Origin of the sequence: Sphingomonas sp. PP-CE-1G-424, from assembly GCF_004341085.1 — a bacterium.
GTDB lineage: Bacteria > Pseudomonadota > Alphaproteobacteria > Sphingomonadales > Sphingomonadaceae > Sphingomonas.
Genome location: NZ_SLXW01000002.1, coordinates 700003 through 725956 on the forward strand (window position 1 = coordinate 700003; position 25954 = coordinate 725956).

A 25954-nucleotide genomic window follows, 5' to 3' on the forward strand; every position below is an offset into this window, starting at 1 on the left:
CTCCTCTGAAAGACAAGGTGTAATTAAACGCACACGACTAACGAATGGTAAGAGCTTCAAGCGGTACGAGAGGAACGCAAGCGTATCCAAAATCGCGTGCTTTCCCATCAATCTGCCCGTTGATCCGCGGCATTGAGCTAAGGCAGCGGCAAATTTGACAACGACCCTGCCGCAACCCGCCCGTCCGCTAACCTTCCCATTCCGGCCATTCCGCTTTTGCCCAATCCTAGTCATTTGAGGAGGCTCAGGGATTGCCCGAACCTAGCGGTTCGTTCATTACAGCAGATGTTGCGAGACGGCAAATAGCGGGGGTGGAATGGATTTTACATACCACAAGAAGCTTAGCCCGATCGTTGGAGTGATATTGGCGCTTGCCTTTGTCGAGACCATTGTACTTCATGTCATTGCGATGGCATTATGGGGTTGGAAGGTTGCGATCGTGATCGGCCTGCTCGATCTGTCACTAGTAGTCATGCTGTATCGAATGATTCGATCGTTCCGACTGAATCCTATCACTATACGGGACAACATTGTCACGATGAGAAGAGGTCGCACAATGGGCGTTCCCATTGTCATAGATGAAATCAAACACTTTAGAACGACATGGAGCGGCGACGACTTGAAGGCTCACTATGTCTTGAGCATGGCGTTAGCGGCATGGCCAACCGTTATGTTCGACTTAAAAAACCCGATTATACGGCGTGGCAAGAGCATCACAGCGATTGCCCATTGCGTGGATGACCCCGAAAGGTTTCAGTTAGCCGTAAGGCAGATAAATCAGGCCCGCGTCTAATTGCGGTCGTTCGCGGTGACCACCCAGACCCGGCCATTCCCGAAAATACGATCCTTTTTGGGAAAGCCGGCAGCTGCCCAATGTCTGCTATTGCCACCCGCCTTCCCGAAAGCAGCCTGTCCGCTTTCCTCTCCATCACGACATTCGCGAGCGGATAGTCGGGCTTCAAAATCGGTTTTCGCAAAGATGAACCAGCGTCCGAAGTTGGGAAGCGAGGGAAGGGGCGTGAGCGTCCGCAATTCGGTCTCGCCGGCCCCAACCGGCCGGGCCATCAAGGACCGATTGCCGACGTTCGCGGCTGGCTGATCCAGAGGAATTTGTATCGCCGCAGAAAACTCATGCCAATCGGGCGGAACCAGTGATGCTCTGGGCGAATTTGCATAGCCGATTTGGACGACCCCGTTCAGGAACAACAGCCCTAAAGGCGGCCCAGTCTGTGCGGATTATGCAAAATTCGAATCTGGATCAGTCGGCTGTGGCGAGCTGTGCCATCATGAGTTGGCGCACTGCCTCGGGACGAGACAGTGGGCTCGTCTGGCGGTCGATCCATGCATCCAGCGTGGCGAGTTGATCAGGAGCCAAGCGCAAGTTGATGGGTGTCGAACCCACTGGCGGCCTTCCGCGACCTCTTTTGTTGGCGCCAACAATTGACATGGTTAATAGTTGGTGCCAGATATGACGAGCTGACGCAAGGCTTAGGACCCTCGCGCCAGCTCTGACCACAACCGATCGAGTGGAGATCGAACATGGCTGCTGAAGCCCCTTATAGGGGTGTGCGAATCCGTGCACCTGAAATTCATGCTGCCGACGTCCCTTTGGTGGACATGGCCGACCGCGACATAGTCATGAGCGGTTCCAGCGACGTCCAAGAGGGCGGCGAATCGATCGACGCGCTGATACTTGGCGTCGAGGTTTTGATCGAGCGGCAGCGTGGAATGATGCGTCATCAGCACGCCGACGCCTTCCTGATCGATACGAGTTTTGGGGTGCGATTGCGTCGTTGCTTACGATGGTCCGGACCAAGGCAACCGAGATCGTCGACGTCGGCGGGGCAATGGAGAAGGCCGGCCAGCGCTTGCCAAAGGTCACGGCAGCGTGAGGGCCGCGTCGCAACGGAAGGCCGCAGATAGCTTGGTGAGGCAGGGCGAAGTGTTCGCCCTCGCTAAGTCGGTTGCGCCGGCTGCGCTCGATCGCGTCGACGGCATCCGGATTGGCAATCTGATCAAGGCGTTGTTTGGATTGCTGAACCAAGCCGCAGGCGATCCGGACTTGGAAGACGGGGACCTAGACCGCGGCACGGCGGACGAAGACGGCCCAATAGCAGACGCGCGGATCGATATCCTTTGGCAGAACGCAGCGTGACAGGCACCGGCTTTCCAAATCGTCGCTTGCGGAGTGATCTTTGGTCACTTAGAAGTGAGAGCCAGTCGAATACAAGGATGGCCGATGCCAACCAAAGAGCCGATTCTACGCGGCGATATCATGGCCAAGGCTGAAATCCCTCGGGACGTCATGACGTTCTGGGTTCGGGGCGGCGTGCTGCGCCCGATCGAGGCTCCGAAAACGGGCACCGGCTTTAAGTTGCGGTTCGAATGGTACGAGGCGAACATCGCCGCGATCATGAACCAGCTCCGCATCCTTGGCGTCAGCATCAAAGGGATGCTGTCGGTCTGCAAGGTCTATCGCGACGCTATTGCGTTCTTCGACGGTCGCGGCGCGACTCGCGACGAAGTTCACGCCATGTGGTCGCTCGACATGATCGAGCGCAACGTGATCGCCCGCAGGGTGAAGCGCTGGGGGTATCGCGACATAGTTGAAGCCCCCGGCTTCGACCCAGAGACGAACCCACTGATTGCCGCAGAAGCGGCCGATAATATCTCGATGGAAGACGAGCTTTGGGCCGAGATCGTGCCGTGGACCGCTGAAATCCACGGCGCGCAGAAGGTAACCGTGCGCGTCATGGAGTTGTGGGAAGGGATGCCGCGCGAGGAATTTCGCCGCCACCTCGATCCCTATGTGAACATCACCGAGCAGGCCGAGGTGAGCTATGCGCCCGACGGCGTTGCATCCCCCGAGGAATTGACCTTTTTCTGGCGGGTTGGAGAGACTGACGACTACCGCTTCAGATGGGGTCCCGACGCAGGCAAATTGGCGCGCGCGGATGGCGCAAAGTCCATGATCGCGATCGACGTCTCCGCGGTTCTGCGATCGGTCTGGCACACACCAGAAGGCGGAGCTTCCGCATGATCGTGAAGCCTCGCGAACCGGCCGACCTCTACGCTCCGTTGGAGACGGTGCCGAGGCCCCGTCCGATCGGCGAGGTTTTCCAGGTCATATTGGTCCGCTGGTGGCTGACGCTACTGGTCGAGGCGTACCGCGTGACCAGTAAGCCGCGCCTGCGACCGCCCAAGGCCAAGCACACCCGCTAATTTCGACACGTCCGCCCTACCCCATCGCTCGGAACGCGCTTCCGAGAACGCCACCGCCTTGCCGGAACGCATCTGATGATAAACGCCAAGCCTGTAGCCGCTCCCGCAGCGGCTTCCATGGCAGCCAACGACAACCGGCAGGCTCCGCGTATCGGACCGCCGCGCATGATCGCGCAGCCAATCCCTCACGACGTCGGGATCGCTCTGTTCATGAGGGGGGGGCGGCGTGTCGATCGGTGTGATCGCCGCGACGATCGCTCCGCAATGGCAGCCGAATCTCCACCAGTGGGAAATTCATGATGAGCATTGCAGCGACCGTTGAAACCCACGTGAATGAACCATCGAAGCAGCTAGCTGCCTGTTCCCCAATTCGGGAACAGGGCCGCACTCCAACTGGGAGTGCCTTAAAGCGGGAACAGGTAGCATTGCCTATCGAGGTCGTGCCGATGATGGGCCTGGATACCGCAGTGGGGTTGATGGGCAAGGGCCGCCGTGCAGACGAACTCTGCATCACCGTTCGCGCACTCAATTACAAAATCAGCGGCGAGCGTGGCGCGTCCGATGCCGACATCAGGTCCGCAGCGGCCGCCCGCGAGGGAAGGGGCGAACGGCTCCTCGCCCATGCACGCAGTCTTCGCACCGTACTCGCCCGCCTATTTGAACACGATTGCCTCAAGGAAGCCGCATGACCGCTATGACCCTCGCTACCGCCAGACAACGCGGCGCGGCCAGCTCCGGCGGTCGCTTCCTGCGCGTACCTGACGTGATGAAGACCACAGGCCTTGGTCGATCGACGATCTACCGCATGGTCGCGGCCGGTACGTTCCCTCAGCAAGTGAAGCTGACCGTGCAAGCCAGCGGCTGGTGGCAGGCCGACATCGATGATTGGATGCGCGAACGGCTAGCAGCGTGCCCCCTACGCCCCTGAGGATGGGGGCACTTAAGGGGGCACCTCCCAAATCAATCAACTATGAAAACGCAGGAACAACAATATCATGATCGGCGAAAACCGGCAGAGGCCAGGGGCACCATCTCTTTCCGACGATCACGCTTCGACCCTCCGGCGAGCGTCATACCCACCGTTCCCTTGCGAAAATTTCGCCGGTAAGGACGCGGGATGGCGAAGCGACCGGTCCGATATGTCTCGTCGCGACGGCGCAAGCGATCCGGGCTGAGGCCATCGTCCGAGCATTGGCTGCTCCTGCTTGGTGCGGTTGTCGCGTTCGCGGTCGTCATCGGCTGGCTGACCGATGTGCCCTGGCCGACCGAAACCACGACGCGTAACCGAAAACCGCGGCTGACGATGGCGCAGGCGCGCGCATCGAACGCCCTGGTCCCGGTCGCGACCGCCAAGCGCCGGGCGGCGACGCCGTTCCGCTTCCGTGGCGGTCCGGCCGCGCGGTTGCAGGCGACCGAATGCCTCGCGACCGTCGCGCTGTACGAGGCGGGCGACGACCGCGACGCGCAGCGCGCGGTGATCCAGGTCGTGCTCAACCGCGTCGGCGCGGCGGGATTTCCCAAGACGGTGTGCGGCGTCGTCTATCAGGGTGCGAACCGGACGACCGGGTGCCAGTTCTCGTTCAGCTGTGACGGGTCGCGCACGCGGCGGCCCGAACATGACGGCTGGGAGCAGGCGCGTCGCGCCGCCCGCCGTGCGCTGCGCGGCTATGTCTACGCGCCGGTCGGTCGCGCGACGCACTATCATACCGACTGGATGGTGCCGTATTGGCGAAGCTCGCTCGTCAAGGTGGCGACCGTCGAGTCCCATATCTTTTATCAACGGCGATGACGTCTATGCTTACACTTTCGAGACCGCTGGCGAGGGTCGCCTGCCTCGCCGTGTTCCTCGTGACGGGGTGCGCGGGCGGATCGTACCGTCCGGTCAGCGACGCGCAGGTCAAGCTTGGCGGGCCGTATCGGGTGCGCGGCACGACCTATGTCCCGGCGGCGGACCCGAGCTACGACGTGCTCGGCTATGCGAGCTGGTACGGCAGCGAATCGGGCAACCGGACCGCCAATGGCGAGCGCTTCCGTGCCGAGTGGCCGACCGCAGCGCATACCACGCTGCCGCTGCCGACCTATGTCGAGGTCACCGCGCTCGACACCGGTCGGCGGATCATCGTCCGGATCAACGATCGCGGGCCGTTCGCCGGGCATGCGCGGATCCTGGACCTGTCGCGCGGCGCCGCCGAACTGCTCGGCATACGCGCCGGCGGGCTGGCTGCGGTGCGGGTGCGCCGCGTCGAACCGTCCGAAAAGGATCGCGCGCGGTTGCGCAAGGGGAAGGCCGCAGGGGCATTGCCACCGATCTCCGAGCACGATCGGCTGAGCTTCCGGTCGCAGCTTTCGGCCGCGGGCTTCTGAGGCGCGCGCCCTACATCGCCAGCGCGCGATCGTAGCCGGTGAGTTCGAGATACCCCCGGCCGCCACGCGTGCGCACCGCACCCTCCCAATAGACCGGTAGTCCGCTGCGGCGCGCGTCGAGTTCCTGCGCGGCGAACATCGGCGTCAGGCGCCAGCGCTGAATCCGATTGGCGATCCGCACGCTGAGCTCCTGCGCCACCGGATAGGTCGCGCCGGTCGCCTTGCTCCGCCACGTCGCGAGCGGGCGGAACGCGACGTCGTCGGGCCCGAACACCGTCGTCGTGCCATCGGCGCGGCGCAGCGACCCGCCCGTCCACAGGATACCGCCCCCCTTGCGGCGGATCCGGAACGCCATCAGTGCCGAGCCGTCGTCGAAGTTGAGCCCCGTCCAGTCCCAGCCTTGCGCGGTCGGCGCGAGATAGTTGGACGACCATTCGCGATCGAGCCACGCCTCGCCGCGCACCGCGACCGCTCGCCCGCCGCGCATCACCCGCCCGGTCACGTGCAGATGCGGGATCGAGTAATAATAGCTCGCTTCCTCGGGCCGAGGCCCCTTCTGGCTATAGCCGCCACGGCCCTGCGGCAGCGGCGGCTGCGTCGGCTGGAGATCGAGCGCCAGACCGAACCCATCGGCGGTCACGCGCGTCGTCCAATGCCCCTCCTTCGCGCGCAGCATCCGCCAGTCGCGGATCGCGATATCGGCATCGCCGGTACGCGCCTGCGCCAGGCCGAACCCGGCGCGCGCGGCGCGCTCGCCGTGGAGCAATCTTCCAGTCGCGGGATCGGACAGCGCGGCGTGCGCGAACAGCACCTGGTTCGGCGCGAACCGGCTCGGATTGCGCGCCTCGCCCGGCGGCCGCGTGCGGAAGAAGGTGACCTGAAAGCCGAGATCCTCGCCCGCATCGGTCTTCAGCCAGCCGGTGACGTACCACCATTCGGTGCGGAACTGCGGATGCGCACCGTGATCGGCGGGGAAACGCAGCACGATACCGGGCTGGACGACGGGGTAGGGCGTCGCGGCGGGCGCGGCGACGCCGACCGTTGCGATGAAGCCGAGCAACAACGGCAGCGTGCGGCGCATCACCAATCCTCCCGTACCGATTGCACCGCGCTGTTCGCGGTCGCGCGGCGTCCTGCGAGCACGGCGGTGATCGCGGCCGCCCCGGTCAGCGCCGCGGCTACCCCGAGCAGCGTCTCGTAGGGAATTCGCGTCGTCATCGTCCAGTTGAACGACTGGGGATTGATGACGTGGATCAGCACCTGCGACAGGATCAGTCCCAGCCCGATCCCGGCGAGCGCGCCCGTCAGTCCGACGATCGCGCCTTCGATCCCTAGCATTGCGGTCAACTGGCGCCGCGTCAGCCCGAGATGCCGCAGCATCCCGAACTCGCGTTCGCGCGCAATCGTCTGCGCCGACATCGTGGCCGCGACGCCGGCCAGCCCCACCAGGATCGCGACGGCTTCGAGCAGATAGGTCACCGCGAAACTGCGGTCGAAGAGCGTCAGCGCGAGTTTCCTCAGCGTTGCCGGGCGACCGACCTCGACCTGATCGCGCAGGCTTGCAGGCAAGCGCGCGGTCATCGCGTCGGCGAGCTTGCCGATATCCTCGCCGGGCCTGACCATCGCCGAAATCTCGTCGCGGCCCTCGTCGCCGGTGAGCCGCTGGTAATCGCCCTCGTCGATCAGCACCGCGCCCGCTTGCCGTCCGTAATCGCGCCAGACGCCCGCGACCACGAACCGGGTCCGTCCGGCGATCGGCAGCGTGATGGTCTCATCCGGATCCCAGCCGTATAGCCGTTGCGCGGGTTCGGAGACCCAGACGGGTAGCGTGTTGGCGGGCAAGGCCGACCCCTTCGCGATCAGGACCAGCAGCGGATCGCGACCGCCGCGTTCGGGACGCGCGATCAGGCTGATCGGCGGACGATCGGGCGTGATGGTCAGCGGGATCTGGCGGCTGAAGGCGAGCCGCACGACGCCGGGCGTGGTGGCGAGACGAGTCCGCGTTGCCGGATCGAAACTCGCGCCCGCGGTCGTGCGCAGATACAGATCGGCGCCCAGCACCTGCCCGAGCCATTCGTCGACCGCGCCGCGAAAGCTGGTCACCATCGTCGCCATCGCGATCATCAGCGCGGTCGACGCGACGATCCCGCACAGCGCGGTCGCCGACTCACCGGGGGCACCGTGGAGATGGCGGATCGCCAACATCCCGGGCACGCTACCGCGCGTTCGCTTCGCCATCGGCGCGAGCAGCGTCCGGGCGAACCACGGCACGCCGGCGACTCCGCCCGCGAGCATCGCCGCCATCCCGGCAAAGCCGAACAGCGGGAGCCCGTTTATCGCTGGCAGCATCGCCACGCCGCCACCGACCAGCAACAGCGCGGCGGCGGGCCACCACGGCACGGCACGGCGCGGGTCGAGGACGTCGCCTGCGTTCTTCAACGCGGCGGCGGGCGCGGCGCGGGCGGCGGCGCGCGCGGGCAGCGCGCTACCCAGAACCGCGGCGAGTAGCCCGAGCGCGAAGAAGCCGAGCGCCGCGGCGGGCTGAAACACGACATGCGCCGCGCCGCCACCGAAATAGCCCGCGCCTAGATCGCCGCCGAACCAGTGCAGCGCCGCCCAGGCGAGGCCATAGCCTGCGGCGAGGCCCGCCGATGCGCCGACCAGGCCGATCGCCAGCCCTTCGACGACGACCGCCGCGACGATCCCGCCACGCGGCATGCCAAGCGTCCGCAGCAACGCGAACGCGCGCTGGCGACGGACCACCGACAGCGACTGCGCGGAATAGACGAGGAAACCGCCGGTCAGCAGCGCCACCAGCGCCAGCATGTCGAGGTTGACCCGGTACGCGCGCGACAGCGAGTCGCCCTGCGCGTTCTGCGTCTGCGCGGTGGAGAGGATCGCATCGGCGGGAAGGATCGCGCGCAATGCCGACTCCGCGGCGGGCCGATCCGCCAGCGCCAGGTCGATCCGGTCGACCCGGCCGAGACGCCCGAACCGCCACTGCGCGGCGGCGATGTCGATCACCGCGATCGCGGTTGCGGCGTCGGACGCGGGCAGCGTGCCGGCGATACGCAGCGGCACCGACCGGCCGTTCGCGGTCACCACGATGCGTCGCCCGACCGCGGTCCTGGCCTGCGTCAGCGCGGCCCGCGACAGGAACACCGAGTCCTCGTTGAACGGGGTGTCGTTGGACTCGTCCTGTCCCAGACCCGGAGGACGCACGCCGATCAGCGACGGCGTTACCATCGCCGCACGGATCACGTCGACCCCGAGCAGCGTCAGCCGGGTCTTGCCGATCCGCGCATCCAACGTGACCACCGGGCTCGCATCGGCGACGCCGTCGGCGCGTGCCACGCGCGCATAGAGCCGTTCGTCGATGCCGAGCGGGCTGGTCGCGCGGACCGACAGTTCGGCCGCACCGCTGACGCCGCGCATCGCTCCGTCGAACGCCGCCAGCGCCGATCCGTTGACCAAATGCACCGCGAAGCCGAGCGCCACGCCGACCAGGATCGCGACCGCGGTCAGCAGGAAGCGGGCAGGGTGGAACCGCCACTCGCCGCCGATCAGCCAGCCGAGCGCCAGGCGGCTCGAGCGCAGGCCTGGTTCACCCCGTTCGCCTGGCTTAAACGCCACGGTGCTCCACCAGCCCGTCGCGTCCGAGCGTCAGCACGCGGTCGGCGATCGCCGCGGTCGCTGCCGAATGCGTCACCATGATCCCCGCCGCGCCGTTGCCGCGCACCGCGTCGGCGAACAACGCGAGCACGCGCGCCGCCGTCTCGGGGTCGAGATTGCCGGTCGGTTCGTCGGCGAGGATCAGCGCAGGCCGATGCACGAGCGCGCGGGCGATCGCGACGCGCTGCAATTCGCCGCCCGACAGATCGCGCGCATAGCCGTCGCCGCGGCCACCAAGACCGACCGCATCGAGCATCGCTTCCGCGCGCGCCTTGGCCGCACCGGCATCGGGCGCAATCAACGCGAGTGGCAGCGCGACGTTCTGCTGCAACGTCAGATAGGGCAGGATGTGGAAGGCCTGGAACACGAAGCCGATCCGCTCGCGCCGCAGCCGCGTCCGCGCGGTTTCGTCGAGCGGACCTAGCTCCACGCCGTCGATCGCGACGCTGCCTTCATCGGCGTCGTCGAGCCCGGCGAGGATGTTGAGCAAGGTCGACTTGCCGACCCCGGATTCGCCGATGATCGCGACCAACTCGCCGCCTGCGACCTCGAGATCGAGATGCTCGAACAGCCGCCGCGGTCCCGGCACCGATTTGCCGAGCGCCTTGACCGACAACAGGGGCGCGGATTCGCTCATGTCCCAAGCCGTGCAGGAGGAGGGCGGGGTGGGCAAGTCCGATTTAGCGGATATCGCTGGATCCTGTTCATCGATGTTACTGCCCCGGTATTTCATGCCGGTATTCCGCCGCTTGCCCGCGCGGCTCCGCTCCTGCACGATCGCCGTAACGAGAAACGCGAGAGGGTCCGATGGCGCAGTACGGTGATTTCCAGAACGCGATCTATGGCGCGGGCCTGCGCGGTGTCGTGCCGAAGCTGCCGGTCGATTTCGCAACGCTCGAACGGCGCGCCAGCGCGGCGCTGCCGCCCGCGGTGCTGTCGTATCTCCAGGGTGGGTGCGGCGACGAGTTCACGCAGGACGAGAATGCGCGCGCCTTTAGCCATTGGGGCCTAGTGCCGCGGATGATGGTCGACTGCCGGACTCGCGACCTGTCGGTCGAGCTGTTCGGGATGGCGCTGCCGACGCCGCTGTTCATGGCCCCGGTCGGGATCAACGGCATTTGCACGCAGGACCAGCACGGCGATCTCGCCGCCGCGCGCGCTTCGGCGATGACCGGCGTGCCGCTGATGGCGTCGACGCTGTCGAACGATCCGCTCGAAACCGTGGCGCAAGCATTGGGCGACACGCCCGGGTTCTTCCAGCTCTACACGCCGAAGGACGTCGGCGTCGCCGAGAGCCTGGTGCACCGCGCGGAGGCGGCGGGGTACAAGGCGATCGTCGTGACGCTCGACACCTGGGTGACCGGCTGGCGACCGCGCGACCTGAATGCGGCGAACTTCCCGCAGCTTCGCGGCCATGTGCTGATGAATTACTTCTCCGACCCCGCCTTCCGCAAACTGCTCGCTAAATCGCCCGAGGAAGATTCCGCGGCGGCGATCGGCGCGTGGGCGGCGACGTTCGGACGCGTGCTGACCTGGGCGGACATGCCGTGGCTGCGATCGCTCACCAAACTGCCGATCGTGCTGAAAGGCATTTGCCACCCCGACGATGCGCGCCGCGCGGTCGACGAGGGCGCGGACGGGATCTACTGCTCCAACCACGGCGGACGCCAGGCGAATGGCGGGATCGCCGCGATCGACATGCTCGCCGATGTCGTCTCCGCCTCGGGCTCGACGCCGGTGCTGTTCGATTCGGGCGTGCGGTCCGGCACCGATGTCGTGAAGGCACTCGCGCTCGGTGCCACCGCGGTCGGGGTCGGCCGCCCTTATACCTACGGTCTGGCGCTTGATGGCGCGGACGGCGCGGCGCACGTCCTGAAGTGCCTGCTCGCTGAGGCCGACCTGCTGATGGCGGTCAACGGATACCAGAGCATCGCCGACGTGCGTAAGGCCGGCGCGGTTCGCCAGCCGCGCTGAGGCTCAGTCGATGCGGTACTGGATCGGCTTGAAACTGCCGCCGTTCGATTGCAGTGCGGAGCAGGCGGTCATGCCGATCACGAGGTCCATCGCCGCGCGGAAGACGATCGTGTCGCCGGCCTTGCTCAGCGGCGGTTCGACCGTGAACGTGCCCGTTTCGCCATTGATCGGCACGTTCATGAAGCAGTTGAACGCCACCGGGATCTGGTCGGGCTCGATATCCCAGGGCGCGAGCGCCTCGGCCAGGTTGCCGAAACAGCCGCGATGCGGATCGGTATCGCCATAGATGATCGCGAAGGTTTCCTTCGAACACGGCGTCAGCAGGAAATCATGCCGGCCCACATCGTCAGAAACGATCTCCAGCATCACGTTGCTGCGGTTCGAATAGAGCAAGTCGCCGGTCGTAAGGTACAACCGGCTAGCATAATCGAGCGTCCGCCCCGACGAGATCGCCTCGCGAACGTCCGCGCGGTTGTAGGCGAGCAAGTCCGATACCTGGCGGCCTTCCGGATCGATCACGGTCAGAGTCTGCCCCTTGTCGAGCGTGAACCCTGCCCCAGAACGCGGGGGGATCGTCTTGATGTCAGCCACGGGCTTCGCCTCGCTTGAAAGGGCATTTCCAGGATTCGTCGACGACGCGTCCGCTATACTGCCGTGCCTCGCTCGATTCGCCGTGCCGCGCCAGCATCGGGTTCATAGAACCGGCATATTCGAGGTCGCGCGCGAGGATCGACGAGCGCAACTTGTCGTAGCGCTGCTGGTCACGCAGCACCTCGAACTGGTCATGCAGATTGAACACCATCGCGGGCGATTCGAACTTTCGCGCCGGACGGCTCGCATTGGGATGCAGGCCGACCACGAAGAACGCCTCGCCGGCAAAGCTGAGTGAAAAATGCGGATCGTCGGGATCGCTGCTAACCGACGGGTCGGGACGATAGCCAAGCCACTCGTCCTTGTCGCTAAGCGACTGGGCCCGCGCCCAAAGATGCGCTTCGAACTCTTCTTCCGACAGTAGGGCAGGCGCCTCGAACAGGATAATGAGCGTTCGGAAGATCGCGCGATCTTCGCGGTATTTCCGCACCGTTTCACCCAGCGCGGGAGAAATTCTCATGTCATCCCAAGCGGATCGCACGTCGCGGGCGACCAGGATATCCATTTGGCCCTTGGCGAGCGCCGATTTGGCGCCGACGCACGGAAACTGCGGCGCCTGCACCGTTTCGATGAACTTGCGCGCGAGCGGATGATCGTTCTGGAAGATTGGCTGGTACATGGTCGGGGAGGAACCCGCGAACCGCCGCAATGTTTCGCATCCGGCACAACCTTTGATATTGATCAGTACGAATCCCGATCTGTTCTTCTATCGCGCGGGGCGGTACGAGGCCGGGCGGTACGGGACCGGGTGATGAAGGGGTGTCGATGATCTCGGAAAAGTTTCTCATGGGGCGCGGCCGCCATGAGCTGAGCAGCGAAGAAAAGCAGGTGCTGGAGGACGGCATCGAATCCGTGCGGCAGGTGCCCGCGCGCAAACAGATCGTCCGCGCGGGCGATCTGATCGAGACGAGCACGCTCCTGATCGAGGGCTTCGTGTGCCGGTATATGGACGATCGCGAAGGCCAGCGTCAGCTGGTCGCGGTGCACGTGCCGGGCGATTTCGTCGACCTCCACGCCTTCCCGATGAAGCGGCTCGATCACGACATCGCCACGCTGGGGCCGGTGAAGATCGCCTGCTTCGAACACCGCACGCTCCAGATGATCACCGAGCGCTATCCGCATCTGACGAAAAAGCTGTGGTTCAGCACGCTGCTCGATGCGGCGATGCACCGCGAGTGGATCTTCCGGCTCGGGCGGCTCGGCGCCGAAGGGCGGATCGCGCATCTGTTCTGCGAACTGAATGCGCGGCTCGAGATGATCGGGATGGCCGAGGACGGACAGTTCATGCTGCCGATGACGCAGCCGGATCTGGCGGAGGCGACGGGGTTGACGGGAGTCCACGTCAACCGCGTGCTGCGGGTGCTGCGCGAGCGTGAATTGCTGACGTTCAAGGGCGGGCAGGTCTGTATTCTCGACCAGCAGAAACTCGCCAAGCTGGCCGAGTTCGAACCGCAATATCTGTACGGCACGCACACGGACGGGTGAACCGGAATAGTGTCGCGGATCGGCGAAGATCACGCTGGATCCTGCGGCAGGGTTCCGCATTGTGACTTTATCACTATGCTACCCGGGACATCGACCGGGAGATCCATGTGCAATTTCTATACTTCGCCGCCAGTGCCGTTGCGCTGATGGCGTCTACCTCCGTCGTCGCGCAGCTCGCGCCCGCCGCCCAGCCACCGACGACGCCTGCCACGAACCCCTTGCTCGCGGACTGGACCGGTCCGCTGGGCGGAGTGCCGCCCTGGGACAAGGTTCGCCCCGAACTGTTCCCGCAGGCGTTCGAGACGACGCTCGCCGAACGGACCGCGGACTACCGCAAGATCGCCGACAATCCGGCCAAGCCGACCTTCGCCAACACGATCGCGCCGATGCAGTTGGCTGGCAAACGCTACGGTCAGGTGATGACGCTGTTCGGCGTGATGACCGGCAACATGAACACCCCGGCGTATCAGAAGCTCGACCGCGAATGGTCGCCCAAATTCTCCGCGGCGTCGGACGCGATCACGTTCGACAAGCCGCTGTTCGCGCGGATCCAGGCGATCTATGCAGGCCGCAACTCCAGTGGGTTGAACGCGCAGCAGATCCGGCTCGTGACGCGGATCTACGACAGCTATGTGCGCCAGGGCGCCAAGCTGACCGATGCGCAGAAGACTCAGCTTTCGCAGTATAACCAGCAGCTCGCGACCGCGTTCTCGACGTTCGGCGAGAAGCTGCTCGCCGACGAGAGCACCGCCATCGCGGTCGGCGATGAAGCACAGCTCGCCGGGCTTCCCGATAGCGTGAAGGCGGTCGCCAAGGCCGCTGCGACCGAGCGGAAGCTGCCGGGCTTCGCGATCGTCAACACGCGGTCGGCGGTCGATCCCGTGCTGACCTACGCCACCGATCGTGCGCTCCGCGAGAAGGTCTGGCGCGCGTTCGTCAACCGCGGCGACAATGGCGATGCGAACGACACGAACGCGACGATCGCGCAGATCGTCAAGCTCCGCGCCGACCGTGCGCACCTCCTCGGGTTCAAGACGCATGCCGACTGGCGGATGCAGGACACGATGGCGAAGACGCCCGCCGCGGCGATGGACCTGATGATGCGCGTCTGGCCCGCGGCGAAGGCACGCGTGGCCGAGGAAGTCGCGGACATGCAGAAGGTCGCCGGCACATCGCTGACGATCGAGCCGTGGGATTACCGCTTCTATCAGGAGAAGGTGCGTAAAGCCCGGTACGACCTCGATCAGGCACAGCTGAAGCCGTATTTCGAGCTCGGCAACATCATTCAGGGATCGCTCTACGCCGCCAACCGGCTGTACGGGCTGAACTTCAAGGAAATCACCGGCACCGTCCCCGTGTTTGAACCGAACATGCGGGTGTGGAGCGTCACCGACAAGACCGGCAAGGACGTCGGGCTGTTCTACCGCGACGACTTCGCGCGGACCGGCAAGCGATCGGGCGCGTGGGCGAACACGTATCGTGGGCAGCGTGGTCTTGCCCCGGCGCAGCTTGTGCTGTCGTCGAACAACAACAATTTCGCCAAGGGTGCGCCCGGCGAGCCGATCCTGATCAGCCTCGACGATGCGCAGACGCTGTTCCACGAGTTCGGCCACGCGATCCACGCGATGCTCCAGAACGTCTATTATCCGGGACTCGCCGGCACGCCGCGCGACTTCGTGGAATATCCGAGCCAGGTGAACGAGCATTGGCTGCTGACCCGCGACGTGCTCGACAAATATGCGCGGCATTATCAGACCAAGGCAGCGATGCCGCAGGCGTTGCTCGACAAGATCGAGCAGTCGAGCAAGTTCAACGAAGGCTTCAAGACCGCGGAATATCTGTCGTCGGCGATCGTCGACATGAAGATCCACACCGTGTCCGACGGCGTGATCGACCCCGGCACGTTCGAGGCCGCGACGCTCGCCGAGATCGGCATGCCGAAGCAGCTGGTGATGCGCCACCGCGTGCCGCAGTTCCAGCATCTGTTCGCGTCGGACAGCTATTCGGCGGGCTATTACAGCTATCTGTGGTCCGAGACGATGGACGCGGACACGTTCGCGGTGTTCGAGGAGGCGGGCAGCCCGTGGGACAAGGCGACGGCGGACAAGTTCGCCAGGATCCTCCTGTCGACCGGCAACGAGACCGATCGCGCCGAGGCGTATCGTGCGTTCCGGGGACGTGATCCCGATGTGAACGCGCTGCTCAAGAAGCGCGGCTTCCCGACACAAGCTCCGCAGGGGACGAAGTAATGGCACCCGATCAGAAAACGCGCCTCAAGGCGATCATCGGTGGATCGACCGGCAACCTTGTCGAATGGTTCGACTGGTACGTCTATTCCGCCTTCACCCTGTATTTCGCACCGCATTTCTTCCCGTCGACCGATCGCACCGCGCAGTTGCTCAGCACGGCGGCGGTCTTCGCGGTCGGCTTCCTTATGCGGCCGATCGGCGCGTGGATCATGGGCATCTATGCGGATCGCCATGGTCGCAAGGCGGGGCTGACGGTGTCGGTCACGCTGATGTGCGCCGGCTCGCTGATCATCGCCTGCACGCCGGGGTATGAGACGATCGGCGTCTTCGCACCGACGATGCTGGTGATCGCGCGGCTGATGCAGGGTCTGTCGGTCGGCGGCGAATACGGCGCGTCGGCGACGTACCTGACCGAGATGGCGGGCAAGAACCGCCGCGGGTTCTTCTCGTCGTTTCAGTACGTCACGCTGATCTCGGGCCAGTTGCTCGCGATCTGTGTGCTGCTGATCCTGCAGTCGACGATGAGCGAGGCGGCGCTCGATTCCTGGGGCTGGCGCATTCCGTTCGCGATCGGTGCGGTGCTCGCCGTGGTCGTGTTCTACATCCGCCGTGGCCTTGCCGAGACGCAGAGCTTCGAGAATGCCAAGGCCGATGCGGGCGACGGCAAGCCGAAGTCGGGCTTCATCCAACTGATCACCAAGCATCCGCGTGAGACGATCACGGTGATGCTGCTGACCGCTGGCGGTACGCTCGCCTTCTATGCCTACTCGATCTACATGCAGAAGTTCCTGGTCAATACCAGTGGGTTCAGCCGTGAAGTGGCGAGCCAGATTAACGCCGCGACGCTGTTCGTGTTCATGCTGTTGCAGCCGATCGCGGGCGGGCTTTCGGACAAGATCGGGCGGAAGCCGCTGATGGTCGGGTTCGGCATTGCCGGCGTGCTGTTCACCTATCCGATCTTCGCCGCGCTGGAGACCGCGACCAACCCGATCTATGCCGGGTTGCTGGTGATGGCGGCGCTGGTGATCGTGACGGGCTACACGTCGATCAACGCGGTCGTGAAGGCGGAACTGTTCCCGGCGCATATCCGCGCGCTGGGTGTCGCCTTGCCTTACGCGCTGGCCAATACGCTGTTCGGCGGGACCGCCGAGTTCGTCGCGCTCAAGTTCAAGGGCGCAGGCTTCGAACGCGGCTTCTACTGGTATGTGACGGCGATGATCGCGGTGTCGCTGGTCGTGTATCTGCGCATGAAGGACACGCGGACGAACAGCCAGATCGTCGAGGATTGACCTTACTGCTCCCTCTCCCTTTCGGGGAGAGGGCTGGGGTGAGGGGCTGTTCCGGGCGGACCGCTGCTTGGCTGCCCCTCACCCCGACCCTCTCCCCGGAGGGGAGAGGGAGCAGAACTATCGCGGCAGTTCGATGATCGCGTCGAGGCCGCCGCCAGCCTGATCTGATGGAGCACGGTTCACCAAACGGATCTCGCCGCCAGCCTCGCGAACGATCGCGCGTGCTAAGGCCAGCCCAAGCCCGATCCCCCCCGTCTCCCGGTTGCGCGAACTCTCCAACCGCGTGAAGGCATCGAACACGTCGCCCATACGGTCCTCCGGAATCCCCGGCCCCTGGTCCGCCACCACGATGGCGACGGTCTTCGCCCCAGCCTCGACCCGTACCTCCGCCGAGACGCCATACTTCACCGCATTCTCGATCAGGTTGCGCACCGCGCGGCGCATCAGCGACGGCCGCAATCGCATCCGCAACCGGTCCGCCTCGACGAAGCTCACATCGCTGCCGATGTCGCGGAAATCCTCGACCACCGCATCGACCAGCGCCGCGAGGTCGACGTCGGTCGGCGGCTCGCTAGGTCGTCCCAGCCGCGCCAGCGACAGGATATCGTCGAGCGTCCGGTTCATCTCCGCCACGGTGTCGATCATCTTCGCGCGATCGGTGTCGTCCTCGACCGACTCGATCCGCACCCGCAAAGCCGCCAAAGGTGTCCGCAGATCATGCCCGATCGCGCCGAGCATGCGGTCCTTCTCGTCGAGCATGCCTGTCACGCGCAGCCTGAGCGCGTTGAACGCGGTGATCAGTGCGGCGACGTCGTCGGGTCCTTCCGCCGGCATCGGCGCGCCGGGTTCGCCGGGTCGGAACCGCTCCGCTGCAACGCGCAGGTCGCGCAACGGTCGCGACAGCCGCCGGACGATCCACAGCACCGGCAAAAGGACGATGATGTAGAGGATCGCGGTCTGGCTCAGCAACGCGAACAGCAGGCGCGCGCCGGGTTGCGGCCACGGCGCGGTGATCGTCAGCCAGCCGCGGCCGGGTTGTTCGACCGCGATCAACAGCGTCGCGCCATCGCGCTCGCCACGGCGTATCCCCGCACGGCGACGATTATCGCGGTCGCTGTCGTCGTCGAGCGTCGAGGGCTGAAGCCCGGTATCGATCCGCCCGACCGTCACGCCCTGATCCGCGAGCTGGCGGCGAAGTTCGGCGGCGACTTCGGGATGGCCCTCGTTTCCGGCGTTTCCGGTCCGTCGGATCGGATCGGCGGGAAGACGGCGGACGCGGCCGCGGTCCGCGGTCAGGGGACGCCCGCCATGCGCCTCGCGGTCGAGCGCATCGGCGATCCGGGTCGCGACGGGGCGGGTCGCCTGTGAAAGACGGAACTCGATCCGATCGCGCAGGACCAGACCGAAGTTGATCGCCTGCGCGACGAACAGCGCGAGCGCGATCAGCAAGGCCATCTGCCCGGCCAGATTTCGCGGCCAGGGGCGGGTCATGAGCGTAGGATCACGGGCGGGTAATCACAGGCGGGCGATCACAGACGGGTCACTTCGGCGGCCAGCGTATAGCCGCCACCCCAGACCGTCTTGATCAACTCGGGCGTCTTGGCATCGGTCTCGATCTTGCGCCGCAACCGGCTGACCTGGTTGTCGACCGCGCGATCGAACGCCGCGGCCTCGCGTCCCTGAGTCAGGTCGAGCAACTGGTCGCGGGTCAGCACTTGGCGTGGCCGCGTGACGAGCGCCAGCAGCAGATTATACTCGCCCGTCGACAGTGGCACCGACACGCCCTCGCGGTCGACCAGCGCGCGTTCGCCCGATTTCAGCACCCAGCCGGCAAAGGCATAGGCGTTCGCCTCGGGCGCGTGCTGGCGCGCACCGCCCGCGCTCGCACGCCGCAGGATGACCTTGACCCGCGTCGCCAGCTCACGCGGCGAGAACGGCTTCACCACGTAATCGTCCGCGCCCATTTCGAGCCCGATGATCCGGTCGGTCTCCTCGGTGCGCGCGGTCAGCAGGATCACCGGCACGTCGCTGGTCGCGGCGATATGGCGGCACAGCGACAGCCCGTCCTCGCCCGGCATCATGATGTCGAGGATGACGAGATCGATCGCATACGCCGTCAGCCGCGTCCGCGCGCTCTCCGCATCGCCCGCCTGCGTGACGCGAAACCCCTGTTTGGTGAGGTACGCGGCCAGCGGCTCGCGGATCGAGCGCTCGTCGTCGACGAGCAGCAGATGCGGCATATCTCCCATCGGGGCAGTGTCTAGCATGGCAGCTGTCCAGGGGAAGCACCGGCGCGTGGTACTTCCCCATATCGAGTTATTGAGCAGGTGCTGGCGCGGGCGGGGTCACGCCTTCCCGGCGTTCGCGACGATCGACGTGGCGCATCTCGGCGGCGTTGGCGCGTTCGGTCGCGTCGATCGTGCCGTCGTGATTGGCATCCATCCGGTCGAACCGTTTAAGCGCGCGCGCCTCGAACTCCTCGCGGGTGACGCTGCCATCGCCGTTCGTATCCATCCGTCGACCCATGCCGTCATGCTTGCGACCACCCGGCGGGGGCACGGGCACGTCGCGGCCGCTGGCCACCATCCGGTCGTGCATCGCCTCGCGATAGGCGCGCATCTCGCCTGCGGTCACCCGGCCGTCATGGTCGGTGTCCATCTGCGCGAACCGCGCGTCGGCCTGCGCGATCGCTTCCGTGCGTGTGGCGACGCCGTCGTGGTTTGCATCCTGCCGCATCGGCGGGCGCGGGGTTGCAGGCGCCGTCTGCGCGCTGGCAGCGGACGTGATCGCGCTGGCGGCGAGCATCAGGGTGAGGACGGTCTTGCGCATGTCGGACTCCGGCTGTGTGGGACGAATTCCCATCGAATAACGCCGGTCTAAACCCCGGTTGTCGCAGGCTTTTGCCGCCGGGCCGCCAATGTGTCGCAAGATGTGCCGGCGTCAGGCGAAGATCGCGACGCTCTGCATCTGTTCGGCGACCGGCGTGCCGTCGGCGTTCCAGATCGCCATCTGCTGGCTCGAACTCCCTTCCCGCGTGTAGTCGGTGGTCGCGCGGAGCAACCACCAGCCGTCGCGCGTCACCGGCTGAGGCCCCAGGATGTTGAGCAGCCACGTCATCGAACTGAGCGGGGCGGGGCCGCCGAGCAGCTTCAGCGCGGCGGGTGGCAGGCAGTCCGCGATCGCGATCAGCTCGACCATCGGATCGAGCCCCTCGCGCTCGACCAGCCGCGCCCAGCGCAGCCACTCGGCGGGCCCTACGCTGTCGTCGCGGCGGTCGAGCAGGTCGAAGTTGCGCGAGAACGCGACCGCGCTGTGGCCGCGGAAGGTCTGCGTGTCCGGCCCCGGCATCGGGAAGTCGGGCGCGCTGCCGGTCTGGTGATCGACGCGCGACTCGACCGCGCGCATGAACACGAACGTCGCGCGCAACCCAAGCCCGGCCTCGCTCTCGACGTCGGCCTGGACGAACGCCGCGTTGCGACCCCGGCGCAGGCGACGCGCCCGGATCGTGATATCGCCCGACAGCGGCCCGATGAACGACACCTGCGCGGACCGCAGCGGCGGCAGGTCGACATCGGAGTTCTGCGCGGCGTGGAGTGCCAGCGCGGCGGAGAAGCCGCCATAGGCCGTGCGGCCTTGCGTCCAGTTCTCCGGCACGGTGCCGCACCAGCCGCCCTCGATTGGCTCCAAGGCATCGATCGCCTGTTTGAGACTGGTCATTCTAGCCCTTTCATCCTTCGTCATCCTGGGCTCGACCCAGGATCCAGAGCCAAGCATCGGAGCATTCGTGGCTCTGGATCCTGACGTTCGTCAGGATGACGGGAGGGAGGCTGCCAGCCGGTCGCGGAGCTCGCGCTTCAGGACTTTGCCGATCGCGCTGCGGGGGAGTTCGTCCGTAGCGAAGAGCGCCGACAGTCGCTGTGTCTTGCCGAGTTGTTTGTTCACCCACGCCAAGATCGCGGATGTATCATCGCGCGCTCCATCGCGCGGCACGTAGAACCCTACCGGAGTCTCACCCCAGGCCTCCGACGGAACGCCGATCACTGCGCAGTCCGCCACCGCGGGATGATGGGCCAACACCGCCTCCAGGTCCGACGGATAGATGTTGAACCCGCCCGAGATGATCAGGTCCTTCTTCCGATCCATCAGCGTCAGGAAACCGTCCTCGTCGAACCGGCCGACATCGCCGTGGCGGATGTAGCGGTTGCCGTCCGCATCATGCCATTCGGCGTCGCGGGTCGCCTCCGATCGGCCGTGATAGCCGTTCATCATCGCCGGGCTGCGACCGACCACTTCGCCCATCTCGCCCGGCGCGACCTCGATGCCGTCGTCGTCGATCAGGCGGATCTCGTGGCCCGGCATCGGCTGGCCGACGGTGTGGAGCTTGGTCGGATTGGCGGTGGCGTTCAGCGCGCAGCTCGCGCCGCCCTCGGTCATGCCGTAGAATTCGACGAGTACGCCCGGCCAGCGCGCGACGACATCGGCTTTCAGCGTCGCGGAGAACGGCGCGCTGGTGCTGGTCTTGAAGCGGAATGCCGAGAGGTCGAAGTCGTCGAAATCGGGCAGCGCCATGATCCGCTGATATTGTACCGGGACCAGCATGGTATGTGTCGCACGATAGCGCTGCGCGAGTTCGAGATAGGCGCGGGCGTCGAACTTGCCCATCAGCACCACAGTGCCGCCCCAGCCGAGCGTCGGCAGGAAGCTGACCAGCGTGGTGTTCGAATAGAGCGGGGTGGCGATCATCGTCACCGCGGTGTCGAACCCCGCGGCATTGTTGCGCGAGATATGCGCCCATCGCATCGCGTGGCTCTGGACGATGCCCTTCGGGGTGCCGGTGGTGCCGGAGGAATATATGATGTTGAACGGGTCTTCGGGTCCGATCGCGACGGGGATTGGTTTGGTCTCTGGAGGAGTGAGCCATTCATCAAAAGATTGTTCTCCCGCGAAGGCGGGAGCCCAGCCTGGGCCCCCGCCTTCGCGGGGGAACAATACTATGCGGGCCGTTAGGAGTTGCCCTTCCAACGCCCGCGCATTTTCCGCATCGAGGAACACCAACGGCGCACCACTGTCCGCAATCATCGCAGCAATCGCCGCCGGCGTGGCTGACGGCGCGATTGGCGTTGCGACACACCCTGCGCGTACCGAACCAAGGAAAGCCGCCGCATAGTCGGTCGACGCCGCAGCGACGATGGCGACCGCCTGACCCGATGTCACGCCATCGCGCTGCAACGCCGCCGCAATCCGGTCCATCATCGCGTCCAGCGTCCGATAGTCGATGCTGCCCTGTGCGTCGGCGACGGCGGTACGATTCCCCCGTTCGAGCGCGTGCGCACGGATCAGATCGGGCAGGGTGGCAAAGCCGGTGGCGAGCATGTCTGCGGCGGTCGTCATCCGCGCATCGCTAGGCGAACGCGTCCGGCAATGCCATACGGTATATTCGAAAACCGGACTCGAGGAGACGCCGTTGCTGTTCTACGATAGCGCACTGCCAGCGCCCAACCCGCGCCGCGTCCGCATATTCCTCGCTGAAAAGCATATCCGCGTGCCGATGGCGCAGATCTCGATCCCCAAGGCGGAGCACAAGGCGGAAGCGTTCCTGTCGGTCAATGCGCTCGGCCAGACCCCTGCGCTCGCGTTGGACGATGGCCGCGTGCTGACGGAGAGCGTCGCGATCTGCCGCTATTTCGAGTTGCTGCACCCCGAACCGCCGATGTTCGGGCACGGTGCGCACAACATCGCCGAGATCGACATGTGGACGCGGCGGATCGAACTCCGGCTGATGACCCCGCTGTCGATGGTCTGGCTGCACACGCATCCCTGGACCGCGCGGATCGTCCAGCCGCAATATACCGAGTTTGGCGAGAGCCAGCGTCCACGCGTGCTGGCGGCAATGGCGGAGTTCGATCACGCGCTCGACGGCCGCGACTGGCTCGACGGCGAACGCTATACGATCGCCGATATCGTTCTGCTGACGACGATCGACTTCGCCAAGTTCGTCGGCATCGCGATGCCCGACGAACTGGCGCACCTGAAGGTCTGGCATGCGCGTGCGTCGGCGCGCCCCAGTGCGAGTGCGTAGAGCTATCTTGATGCGAACAGGCTGGATTAACCAACTCGTTTGACGAGATCGCAGTCATCGCGACCTAAAACCCCCGGCAGGCTGATTGCACAGTTCGGGGAGCATCGATGAAAGCGGCGTTACTAATCGGAGCGATCTGCGCGCTGCCGACGGCGGCATTGGCCGAAGATGGGCGGCCCGGTGTCGCGTCTGTGGCGGTCGCCCCGGTTTCACAGATCGTCGTGCCCGCACATACCGAGATGATGTTGCGGCTGGACGAGGAAATCGGCTCCGACCGTGCCCGCGTCGGCCAGCCGGTCGCCGTCTCGGTGGCGCGCGATGTCGTCGTCGACGGTCTGGTGGTGATCCCACGCGGCACCGCGGGAACGGGCGCCGTGACCTATCGCACCGGCAAGGGCGCGTTCGGCAAATCGGGCAAGGTCGACATCGAGCTAAGGTCGGTCGACGTCGGGGGGCGCATGGTCCCGGTGGTCGGCCGCTATCATGCCGCAGGCGACGGCCGGACCGGCGAGACTATCGGTACGATCCTGATCGGCGGGGTCGTCGCCGGCGCCTTCGTCACGGGTCATCACGCGATCTTCGAGGAAGGCCGCGAGTTCACCGCCTTTACCGGCGCCGCGACTCCGATCGCCCGCCCGACCGTTCGGATGGCGCGGTTCGTTCCGCCCGTCAGGACGCCCGACATGCGCAACGCGATGTTCGAGCGCGTGGGGTCGAACGGACCGCTATTCGGGGATGCTGCTCCTAAAGTCGCGCCCGCCTACGTCGCCTATGGAACCTTGGCGCAGCGGCTCGCTGCCGCGCAACCCGTCCGTGGCGGTGATCCGCGTCTGGGGTGGACGATCAGCGACTGACGAGCCGGCAGGCGTCGACACGGCGCGATCGGTCTAGCGCATGTACGAAAAGACCCTTTGCAATCCCGGTTTTCTGTGCGAGGGAGCCGCATACCCGGTATTCAGATTGCCCGGACGCTCCGCTCCATCGCCGATGGACCGACGAGCCCGGCCACGAGGTTGGAGAGGGGATAAGGCGGAAGAGCGACCTACGGAGGTCGCATCTTCCGCCGTCCTTCTTCGCATCCCATAGTTTCAAGCCAGACGCGTCAAAACCCCCGCCCGCGGCGCGCGTTTCAGCCGATCTGCGCGTGCCGTGGTCGTCGCTAGCCGCGCTATAATGCAGGTTTAACTTGTCTGGTACGCGACCAATGCCTTAGCCTCGGGCAATATTCGATGTCGAGGTATCGTAATGGCAGTAGCGTATCAGTCCCATCCCGAGATCGCCGACGCGTTGGCGATGAAGCGACGGGGCCTGACGCTCGCGCTCCTCACCTTCACCTATTTCTTCAGCTACATGGACCGCCAGATCCTCGCGATCCTGCTCGAGCGGATCAAGGCGGACCTGCTGCTGACCGATACGCAGCTCGGGTTGCTGTCCGGACTCGTCTTCGCGATCTTCTATGCGACGCTCGGCATTCCGGTCGCGCGACTCGCGGATCGGACCAGCCGCCGCAACATCATCGCCGCCAGCCTGACGATCTGGAGCGCGATGACCGCGCTGTGCGGGCTCGCGCAGAACTTCACGCAGCTGATGCTCTTCCGGATCGGCGTCGGCATCGGCGAGGCGGGGTCGAGCCCGCCCAGTCATTCGATCATCGCCGATCTCTACCCGCCCGAGAAACGCGCGAGTGCGATGGCGGTGTATTCGCTCGGCGTGGTGCTCGGCGCAGGGTTCGGGACGCTGATTGGCGGGGTCGTCGCGCACTCGTACGGCTGGCGGATCGCGATGATGACCGTTGGCCTGCCGGGAATCGCGCTCGCCATCCTCGTCCGCCTGTTCATGGTCGAGCCGCGTCGCGGACTGTCCGACGCTGCCCGCGCGGTGGCGACGCCGATGCCGAGCGTCGCGCAAGGGTTCGCGTCGATGTGGGCGAGTGCCCCCGCGCGGCATCTGGTGGTCGGCGTGACGCTGACGTCGATGATCGGTTACGCGCTGACCGGCTGGGGGCCGAGCTATATCCAGCGGTCGCTGGGCATCTCGATGCTCGACATCTCGCGGTATATCGCGCTGCCGGGGGCGCTGTTTGGTGCGGTCTCTGCGCTGGCGGGCGGCAAGATCGCCGACATGCTCGCCAAGCGTCATGGGCTCCATGTCCAGGCCTGGGTGGTGCTGGTGATGAAGGGCCTGTCGCTCCCGTTCGCGCTCGCCTTCTACCTGATCGATGCGCCGGTGATCGCGATCGGCAGCTATTTCGTCTCGCTGATCTTCGCCAATTCGTATCTCGGGCCGAGCTTCGCGCTGATCCAGCACCTCGCGCCGTTGCAGATCCGTGCGATGTGGGCGGCGATCACGCTGCTGGTGATCAATCTGGTCGGACTGGGGCTTGGGCCGACGATGGTGGGCTGGCTCAGCGACCTGCTCAAGCCGGGGTTCGGCGAGGATTCGTTGCGGTATGCGCTGATCATCATCGTGCTGATGACGCCGTGGGCGCTGTTCCACTATTGGCGCGCCGGGGTCCTGCTGAAGCGCGCGGAGGATGCCGCGAGGTAACCGCCTCTTCATCAGGCCGGCGGAGAGGCGGCGGCCGCGGCAGGGTGGGCCAACGCATCCGCCAACAACCATGTCATCGCGCTTGTCCGGTCGTCGAACACCGCCATGTCGTCGCGCACCGCGACGATCCGCTTCACCTGCAGTCGCGCGAGTTTACCATCCGTGAACAACGCAACTTTGCGCGACTTCAGCGGGATGGTCAAAGCCACGCGCTGGAGCATCGCCACCACTTCCTGAGGCTGGATCGCGGACCGCGAGAAATTGCCCAGCAGCATGTGACGCTTGCCGGTTGCCAGCACGCGCCGCGCCTCGCCGTCCAGATCGCGTAGAAAGCCCTCGACATGCGGGATCGTCCAGAATCCCGATGCCTCGACCTCGATGATGCCGGTGTCGAGATCGGTCGTGATCGTGTGCATGACGCC

Annotated in this window: 27 protein-coding genes; 15 read left to right on the plus strand and 12 right to left on the minus strand. The window is 65.5% G+C overall.

Features of this window, described 5'->3' with window-relative positions; genetic code table 11:
• The first annotated feature begins 316 nt into the window (after positions 1 to 316).
• Positions 317 to 793, plus strand: a complete 477-nt coding sequence (locus C8J43_RS08310) for a hypothetical protein (RefSeq protein WP_133030473.1) — start codon at positions 317 to 319, stop codon at positions 791 to 793.
• Here the strand turns inward: C8J43_RS08310 and C8J43_RS08315 are convergent.
• On the minus strand, positions 790 to 1206 hold the full coding sequence (locus C8J43_RS08315) for a hypothetical protein (protein ID WP_133030474.1): 417 nt from the start codon (positions 1204 to 1206) through the stop codon (positions 790 to 792). The two genes, C8J43_RS08310 and C8J43_RS08315, sit on opposite strands and share 4 nt — an antisense overlap.
• A 736-nt stretch (positions 1207 to 1942) precedes the next feature.
• On the opposite strand from C8J43_RS08315, the gene C8J43_RS08325 reads away from it, so the two are divergent.
• The 7 genes from C8J43_RS08325 to C8J43_RS08355 all read left to right on the plus strand — a co-directional run bounded on the left by C8J43_RS08325 (position 1943) and on the right by C8J43_RS08355 (position 5586).
• Positions 1943 to 2155: a hypothetical protein gene (locus C8J43_RS08325; protein ID WP_133030475.1), complete on the plus strand. Its 213-nt coding sequence runs from the start codon at positions 1943 to 1945 to the stop codon at positions 2153 to 2155.
• Positions 2156 to 2239: 84 nt separating this feature from the next.
• A complete protein-coding gene (locus C8J43_RS08330) occupies positions 2240 to 3040 on the plus strand; it encodes a hypothetical protein (RefSeq protein ID WP_121884522.1) in 801 nt (266 codons plus the stop codon).
• Complete coding sequence (locus C8J43_RS08335) at positions 3037 to 3222, plus strand: hypothetical protein (protein WP_133030476.1); 186 nt, start codon at positions 3037 to 3039, stop codon at positions 3220 to 3222. The genes C8J43_RS08330 and C8J43_RS08335 overlap by 4 nt, the downstream gene beginning before the upstream one ends.
• Positions 3223 to 3521: 299 nt before the next feature.
• Complete coding sequence (locus C8J43_RS08340) at positions 3522 to 3911, plus strand: hypothetical protein (protein WP_133030477.1); 390 nt, start codon at positions 3522 to 3524, stop codon at positions 3909 to 3911.
• On the plus strand, positions 3908 to 4150 hold the full coding sequence (locus C8J43_RS08345; protein ID WP_107952245.1) for an AlpA family transcriptional regulator: 243 nt from the start codon (positions 3908 to 3910) through the stop codon (positions 4148 to 4150). The genes C8J43_RS08340 and C8J43_RS08345 overlap by 4 nt, the downstream gene beginning before the upstream one ends.
• A gap of 189 nt (positions 4151 to 4339) precedes the next feature.
• A complete protein-coding gene (locus C8J43_RS08350) occupies positions 4340 to 5011 on the plus strand; it encodes a cell wall hydrolase (protein ID WP_133030478.1) in 672 nt (223 codons plus the stop codon).
• A 5-nt stretch (positions 5012 to 5016) separates the two neighbouring features.
• Entirely contained in the window at positions 5017 to 5586 is a 570-nt protein-coding gene (locus tag C8J43_RS08355; RefSeq protein ID WP_133030479.1) for a septal ring lytic transglycosylase RlpA family protein, read from the plus strand.
• A 10-nt stretch (positions 5587 to 5596) separates the two neighbouring features.
• Here C8J43_RS08355 and C8J43_RS08360 read toward each other — a convergent pair whose 3' ends face one another.
• From C8J43_RS08360 to C8J43_RS08370, 3 genes are read right to left on the minus strand one after another with little or no spacing between them, the layout of a single operon-like run.
• A complete protein-coding gene (locus C8J43_RS08360) occupies positions 5597 to 6667 on the minus strand; it encodes a carotenoid 1,2-hydratase (protein WP_133030480.1) in 1071 nt (356 codons plus the stop codon).
• Positions 6667 to 9219 carry an ABC transporter permease gene (locus C8J43_RS08365; protein WP_133030481.1) on the minus strand — a complete coding sequence of 851 codons (2553 nt, stop codon included), beginning with the start codon at positions 9217 to 9219 and terminating at the stop codon, positions 6667 to 6669. The genes C8J43_RS08360 and C8J43_RS08365 overlap by 1 nt, the downstream gene beginning before the upstream one ends.
• Positions 9209 to 9895, minus strand: coding sequence for an ABC transporter ATP-binding protein (locus C8J43_RS08370; RefSeq protein WP_133030482.1), 687 nt, complete (start codon positions 9893 to 9895; stop codon positions 9209 to 9211). The genes C8J43_RS08365 and C8J43_RS08370 overlap by 11 nt, the downstream gene beginning before the upstream one ends.
• Before the next feature lie 170 nt (positions 9896 to 10065).
• Between C8J43_RS08370 and C8J43_RS08375 the strand changes: the two genes are divergently transcribed.
• The gene (locus C8J43_RS08375) at positions 10066 to 11232 is read left to right on the plus strand and encodes an alpha-hydroxy-acid oxidizing protein (RefSeq protein WP_133030483.1); all 1167 of its coding nucleotides are present in this window, start codon (positions 10066 to 10068) and stop codon (positions 11230 to 11232) included.
• A gap of 3 nt (positions 11233 to 11235) precedes the next feature.
• On the opposite strand, the gene C8J43_RS08380 is transcribed toward C8J43_RS08375, so the two are convergent.
• Positions 11236 to 11823 carry an urea carboxylase-associated family protein gene (locus C8J43_RS08380; protein WP_056051138.1) on the minus strand — a complete coding sequence of 196 codons (588 nt, stop codon included), beginning with the start codon at positions 11821 to 11823 and terminating at the stop codon, positions 11236 to 11238.
• Positions 11816 to 12502 carry a guanitoxin biosynthesis heme-dependent pre-guanitoxin N-hydroxylase GntA gene (gene gntA, locus C8J43_RS08385; RefSeq protein WP_056051135.1) on the minus strand — a complete coding sequence of 229 codons (687 nt, stop codon included), beginning with the start codon at positions 12500 to 12502 and terminating at the stop codon, positions 11816 to 11818. Before gntA ends, C8J43_RS08380 begins: the two co-directional genes overlap by 8 nt.
• A 146-nt stretch (positions 12503 to 12648) precedes the next feature.
• On the opposite strand from gntA, the gene C8J43_RS08390 reads away from it, so the two are divergent.
• The 3 genes from C8J43_RS08390 to C8J43_RS08400 all read left to right on the plus strand — a co-directional run bounded on the left by C8J43_RS08390 (position 12649) and on the right by C8J43_RS08400 (position 16906).
• The gene (locus tag C8J43_RS08390) at positions 12649 to 13368 is read left to right on the plus strand and encodes a Crp/Fnr family transcriptional regulator (protein ID WP_133030484.1); all 720 of its coding nucleotides are present in this window, start codon (positions 12649 to 12651) and stop codon (positions 13366 to 13368) included.
• A gap of 107 nt (positions 13369 to 13475) precedes the next feature.
• On the plus strand, positions 13476 to 15617 hold the full coding sequence (locus C8J43_RS08395) for a M3 family metallopeptidase (protein ID WP_133030485.1): 2142 nt from the start codon (positions 13476 to 13478) through the stop codon (positions 15615 to 15617).
• Positions 15617 to 16906, plus strand: coding sequence for an MFS transporter (locus C8J43_RS08400; RefSeq protein WP_107952251.1), 1290 nt, complete (start codon positions 15617 to 15619; stop codon positions 16904 to 16906). Before C8J43_RS08395 ends, C8J43_RS08400 begins: the two co-directional genes overlap by 1 nt.
• Positions 16907 to 17023: 117 nt before the next feature.
• On the opposite strand, the gene C8J43_RS08405 is transcribed toward C8J43_RS08400, so the two are convergent.
• The 5 genes from C8J43_RS08405 to C8J43_RS08425 all read right to left on the minus strand — a co-directional run bounded on the left by C8J43_RS08405 (position 17024) and on the right by C8J43_RS08425 (position 22297).
• Complete coding sequence (locus C8J43_RS08405) at positions 17024 to 18397, minus strand: HAMP domain-containing sensor histidine kinase (protein ID WP_243645474.1); 1374 nt, start codon at positions 18395 to 18397, stop codon at positions 17024 to 17026.
• Between the two features lie 38 nt (positions 18398 to 18435).
• On the minus strand, positions 18436 to 19155 hold the full coding sequence (locus C8J43_RS08410) for a response regulator (protein WP_133030814.1): 720 nt from the start codon (positions 19153 to 19155) through the stop codon (positions 18436 to 18438).
• Between the two features lie 67 nt (positions 19156 to 19222).
• Positions 19223 to 19735, minus strand: a complete 513-nt coding sequence (locus C8J43_RS08415; RefSeq protein ID WP_165899576.1) for an EF-hand domain-containing protein — start codon at positions 19733 to 19735, stop codon at positions 19223 to 19225.
• Positions 19736 to 19846: 111 nt separating this feature from the next.
• The gene (locus C8J43_RS08420) at positions 19847 to 20623 is read right to left on the minus strand and encodes a thioesterase family protein (RefSeq protein ID WP_133030487.1); all 777 of its coding nucleotides are present in this window, start codon (positions 20621 to 20623) and stop codon (positions 19847 to 19849) included.
• A gap of 90 nt (positions 20624 to 20713) precedes the next feature.
• Positions 20714 to 22297, minus strand: coding sequence for a class I adenylate-forming enzyme family protein (locus C8J43_RS08425; RefSeq protein WP_133030488.1), 1584 nt, complete (start codon positions 22295 to 22297; stop codon positions 20714 to 20716).
• Between C8J43_RS08425 and C8J43_RS08430 the strand changes: the two genes are divergently transcribed.
• The 3 genes from C8J43_RS08430 to C8J43_RS08440 all read left to right on the plus strand — a co-directional run bounded on the left by C8J43_RS08430 (position 22278) and on the right by C8J43_RS08440 (position 25532).
• Positions 22278 to 22985 carry a glutathione S-transferase family protein gene (locus C8J43_RS08430; protein ID WP_133030489.1) on the plus strand — a complete coding sequence of 236 codons (708 nt, stop codon included), beginning with the start codon at positions 22278 to 22280 and terminating at the stop codon, positions 22983 to 22985. The genes C8J43_RS08425 and C8J43_RS08430 overlap by 20 nt on opposite strands.
• Before the next feature lie 107 nt (positions 22986 to 23092).
• A complete protein-coding gene (locus C8J43_RS08435; protein ID WP_133030490.1) occupies positions 23093 to 23839 on the plus strand; it encodes a hypothetical protein in 747 nt (248 codons plus the stop codon).
• A 391-nt stretch (positions 23840 to 24230) separates the two neighbouring features.
• Complete coding sequence (locus C8J43_RS08440) at positions 24231 to 25532, plus strand: MFS transporter (RefSeq protein WP_133030491.1); 1302 nt, start codon at positions 24231 to 24233, stop codon at positions 25530 to 25532.
• An 11-nt stretch (positions 25533 to 25543) separates the two neighbouring features.
• On the opposite strand, the gene C8J43_RS08445 is transcribed toward C8J43_RS08440, so the two are convergent.
• A complete protein-coding gene (locus tag C8J43_RS08445; RefSeq protein WP_133030492.1) occupies positions 25544 to 25948 on the minus strand; it encodes a hypothetical protein in 405 nt (134 codons plus the stop codon).
• Positions 25949 to 25954: the final 6 nt, after the last annotated feature.

Excerpts from the sequence above, each read along its gene's own strand:
- gntA (WP_056051135.1), bottom strand. The coding sequence starts at position 12,502 with ATGTACCAGCCAATCTTCCAGAACGATCATCCGCTCGCGCGCAAGTTC.
- C8J43_RS08390 (WP_133030484.1), top strand. The coding sequence starts at position 12,649 with ATGATCTCGGAAAAGTTTCTCATGGGGCGCGGCCGCCATGAGCTGAGC.
- C8J43_RS08435 (WP_133030490.1), top strand. The coding sequence starts at position 23,093 with ATGAAAGCGGCGTTACTAATCGGAGCGATCTGCGCGCTGCCGACGGCG.
- C8J43_RS08310 (WP_133030473.1), top strand. The coding sequence starts at position 317 with ATGGATTTTACATACCACAAGAAGCTTAGCCCGATCGTTGGAGTGATA.
- C8J43_RS08360 (WP_133030480.1), bottom strand. The coding sequence starts at position 6,667 with ATGCGCCGCACGCTGCCGTTGTTGCTCGGCTTCATCGCAACGGTCGGC.
- C8J43_RS08400 (WP_107952251.1), top strand. The coding sequence starts at position 15,617 with ATGGCACCCGATCAGAAAACGCGCCTCAAGGCGATCATCGGTGGATCG.
- C8J43_RS08335 (WP_133030476.1), top strand. The coding sequence starts at position 3,037 with ATGATCGTGAAGCCTCGCGAACCGGCCGACCTCTACGCTCCGTTGGAG.
- C8J43_RS08405 (WP_243645474.1), bottom strand. The coding sequence starts at position 18,397 with ATGACCCGCCCCTGGCCGCGAAATCTGGCCGGGCAGATGGCCTTGCTG.
- C8J43_RS08370 (WP_133030482.1), bottom strand. The coding sequence starts at position 9,895 with ATGAGCGAATCCGCGCCCCTGTTGTCGGTCAAGGCGCTCGGCAAATCG.
- C8J43_RS08420 (WP_133030487.1), bottom strand. The coding sequence starts at position 20,623 with ATGACCAGTCTCAAACAGGCGATCGATGCCTTGGAGCCAATCGAGGGC.
- C8J43_RS08425 (WP_133030488.1), bottom strand. The coding sequence starts at position 22,297 with ATGACGACCGCCGCAGACATGCTCGCCACCGGCTTTGCCACCCTGCCC.
- C8J43_RS08340 (WP_133030477.1), top strand. The coding sequence starts at position 3,522 with ATGAGCATTGCAGCGACCGTTGAAACCCACGTGAATGAACCATCGAAG.
- C8J43_RS08350 (WP_133030478.1), top strand. The coding sequence starts at position 4,340 with ATGGCGAAGCGACCGGTCCGATATGTCTCGTCGCGACGGCGCAAGCGA.
- C8J43_RS08415 (WP_165899576.1), bottom strand. The coding sequence starts at position 19,735 with ATGCGCAAGACCGTCCTCACCCTGATGCTCGCCGCCAGCGCGATCACG.
- C8J43_RS08445 (WP_133030492.1), bottom strand. The coding sequence starts at position 25,948 with ATGCACACGATCACGACCGATCTCGACACCGGCATCATCGAGGTCGAG.
- C8J43_RS08440 (WP_133030491.1), top strand. The coding sequence starts at position 24,231 with ATGGCAGTAGCGTATCAGTCCCATCCCGAGATCGCCGACGCGTTGGCG.
- C8J43_RS08410 (WP_133030814.1), bottom strand. The coding sequence starts at position 19,155 with ATGGGAGATATGCCGCATCTGCTGCTCGTCGACGACGAGCGCTCGATC.
- C8J43_RS08345 (WP_107952245.1), top strand. The coding sequence starts at position 3,908 with ATGACCGCTATGACCCTCGCTACCGCCAGACAACGCGGCGCGGCCAGC.
- C8J43_RS08330 (WP_121884522.1), top strand. The coding sequence starts at position 2,240 with ATGCCAACCAAAGAGCCGATTCTACGCGGCGATATCATGGCCAAGGCT.
- C8J43_RS08355 (WP_133030479.1), top strand. The coding sequence starts at position 5,017 with ATGCTTACACTTTCGAGACCGCTGGCGAGGGTCGCCTGCCTCGCCGTG.
- C8J43_RS08375 (WP_133030483.1), top strand. The coding sequence starts at position 10,066 with ATGGCGCAGTACGGTGATTTCCAGAACGCGATCTATGGCGCGGGCCTG.
- C8J43_RS08430 (WP_133030489.1), top strand. The coding sequence starts at position 22,278 with ATGTCTGCGGCGGTCGTCATCCGCGCATCGCTAGGCGAACGCGTCCGG.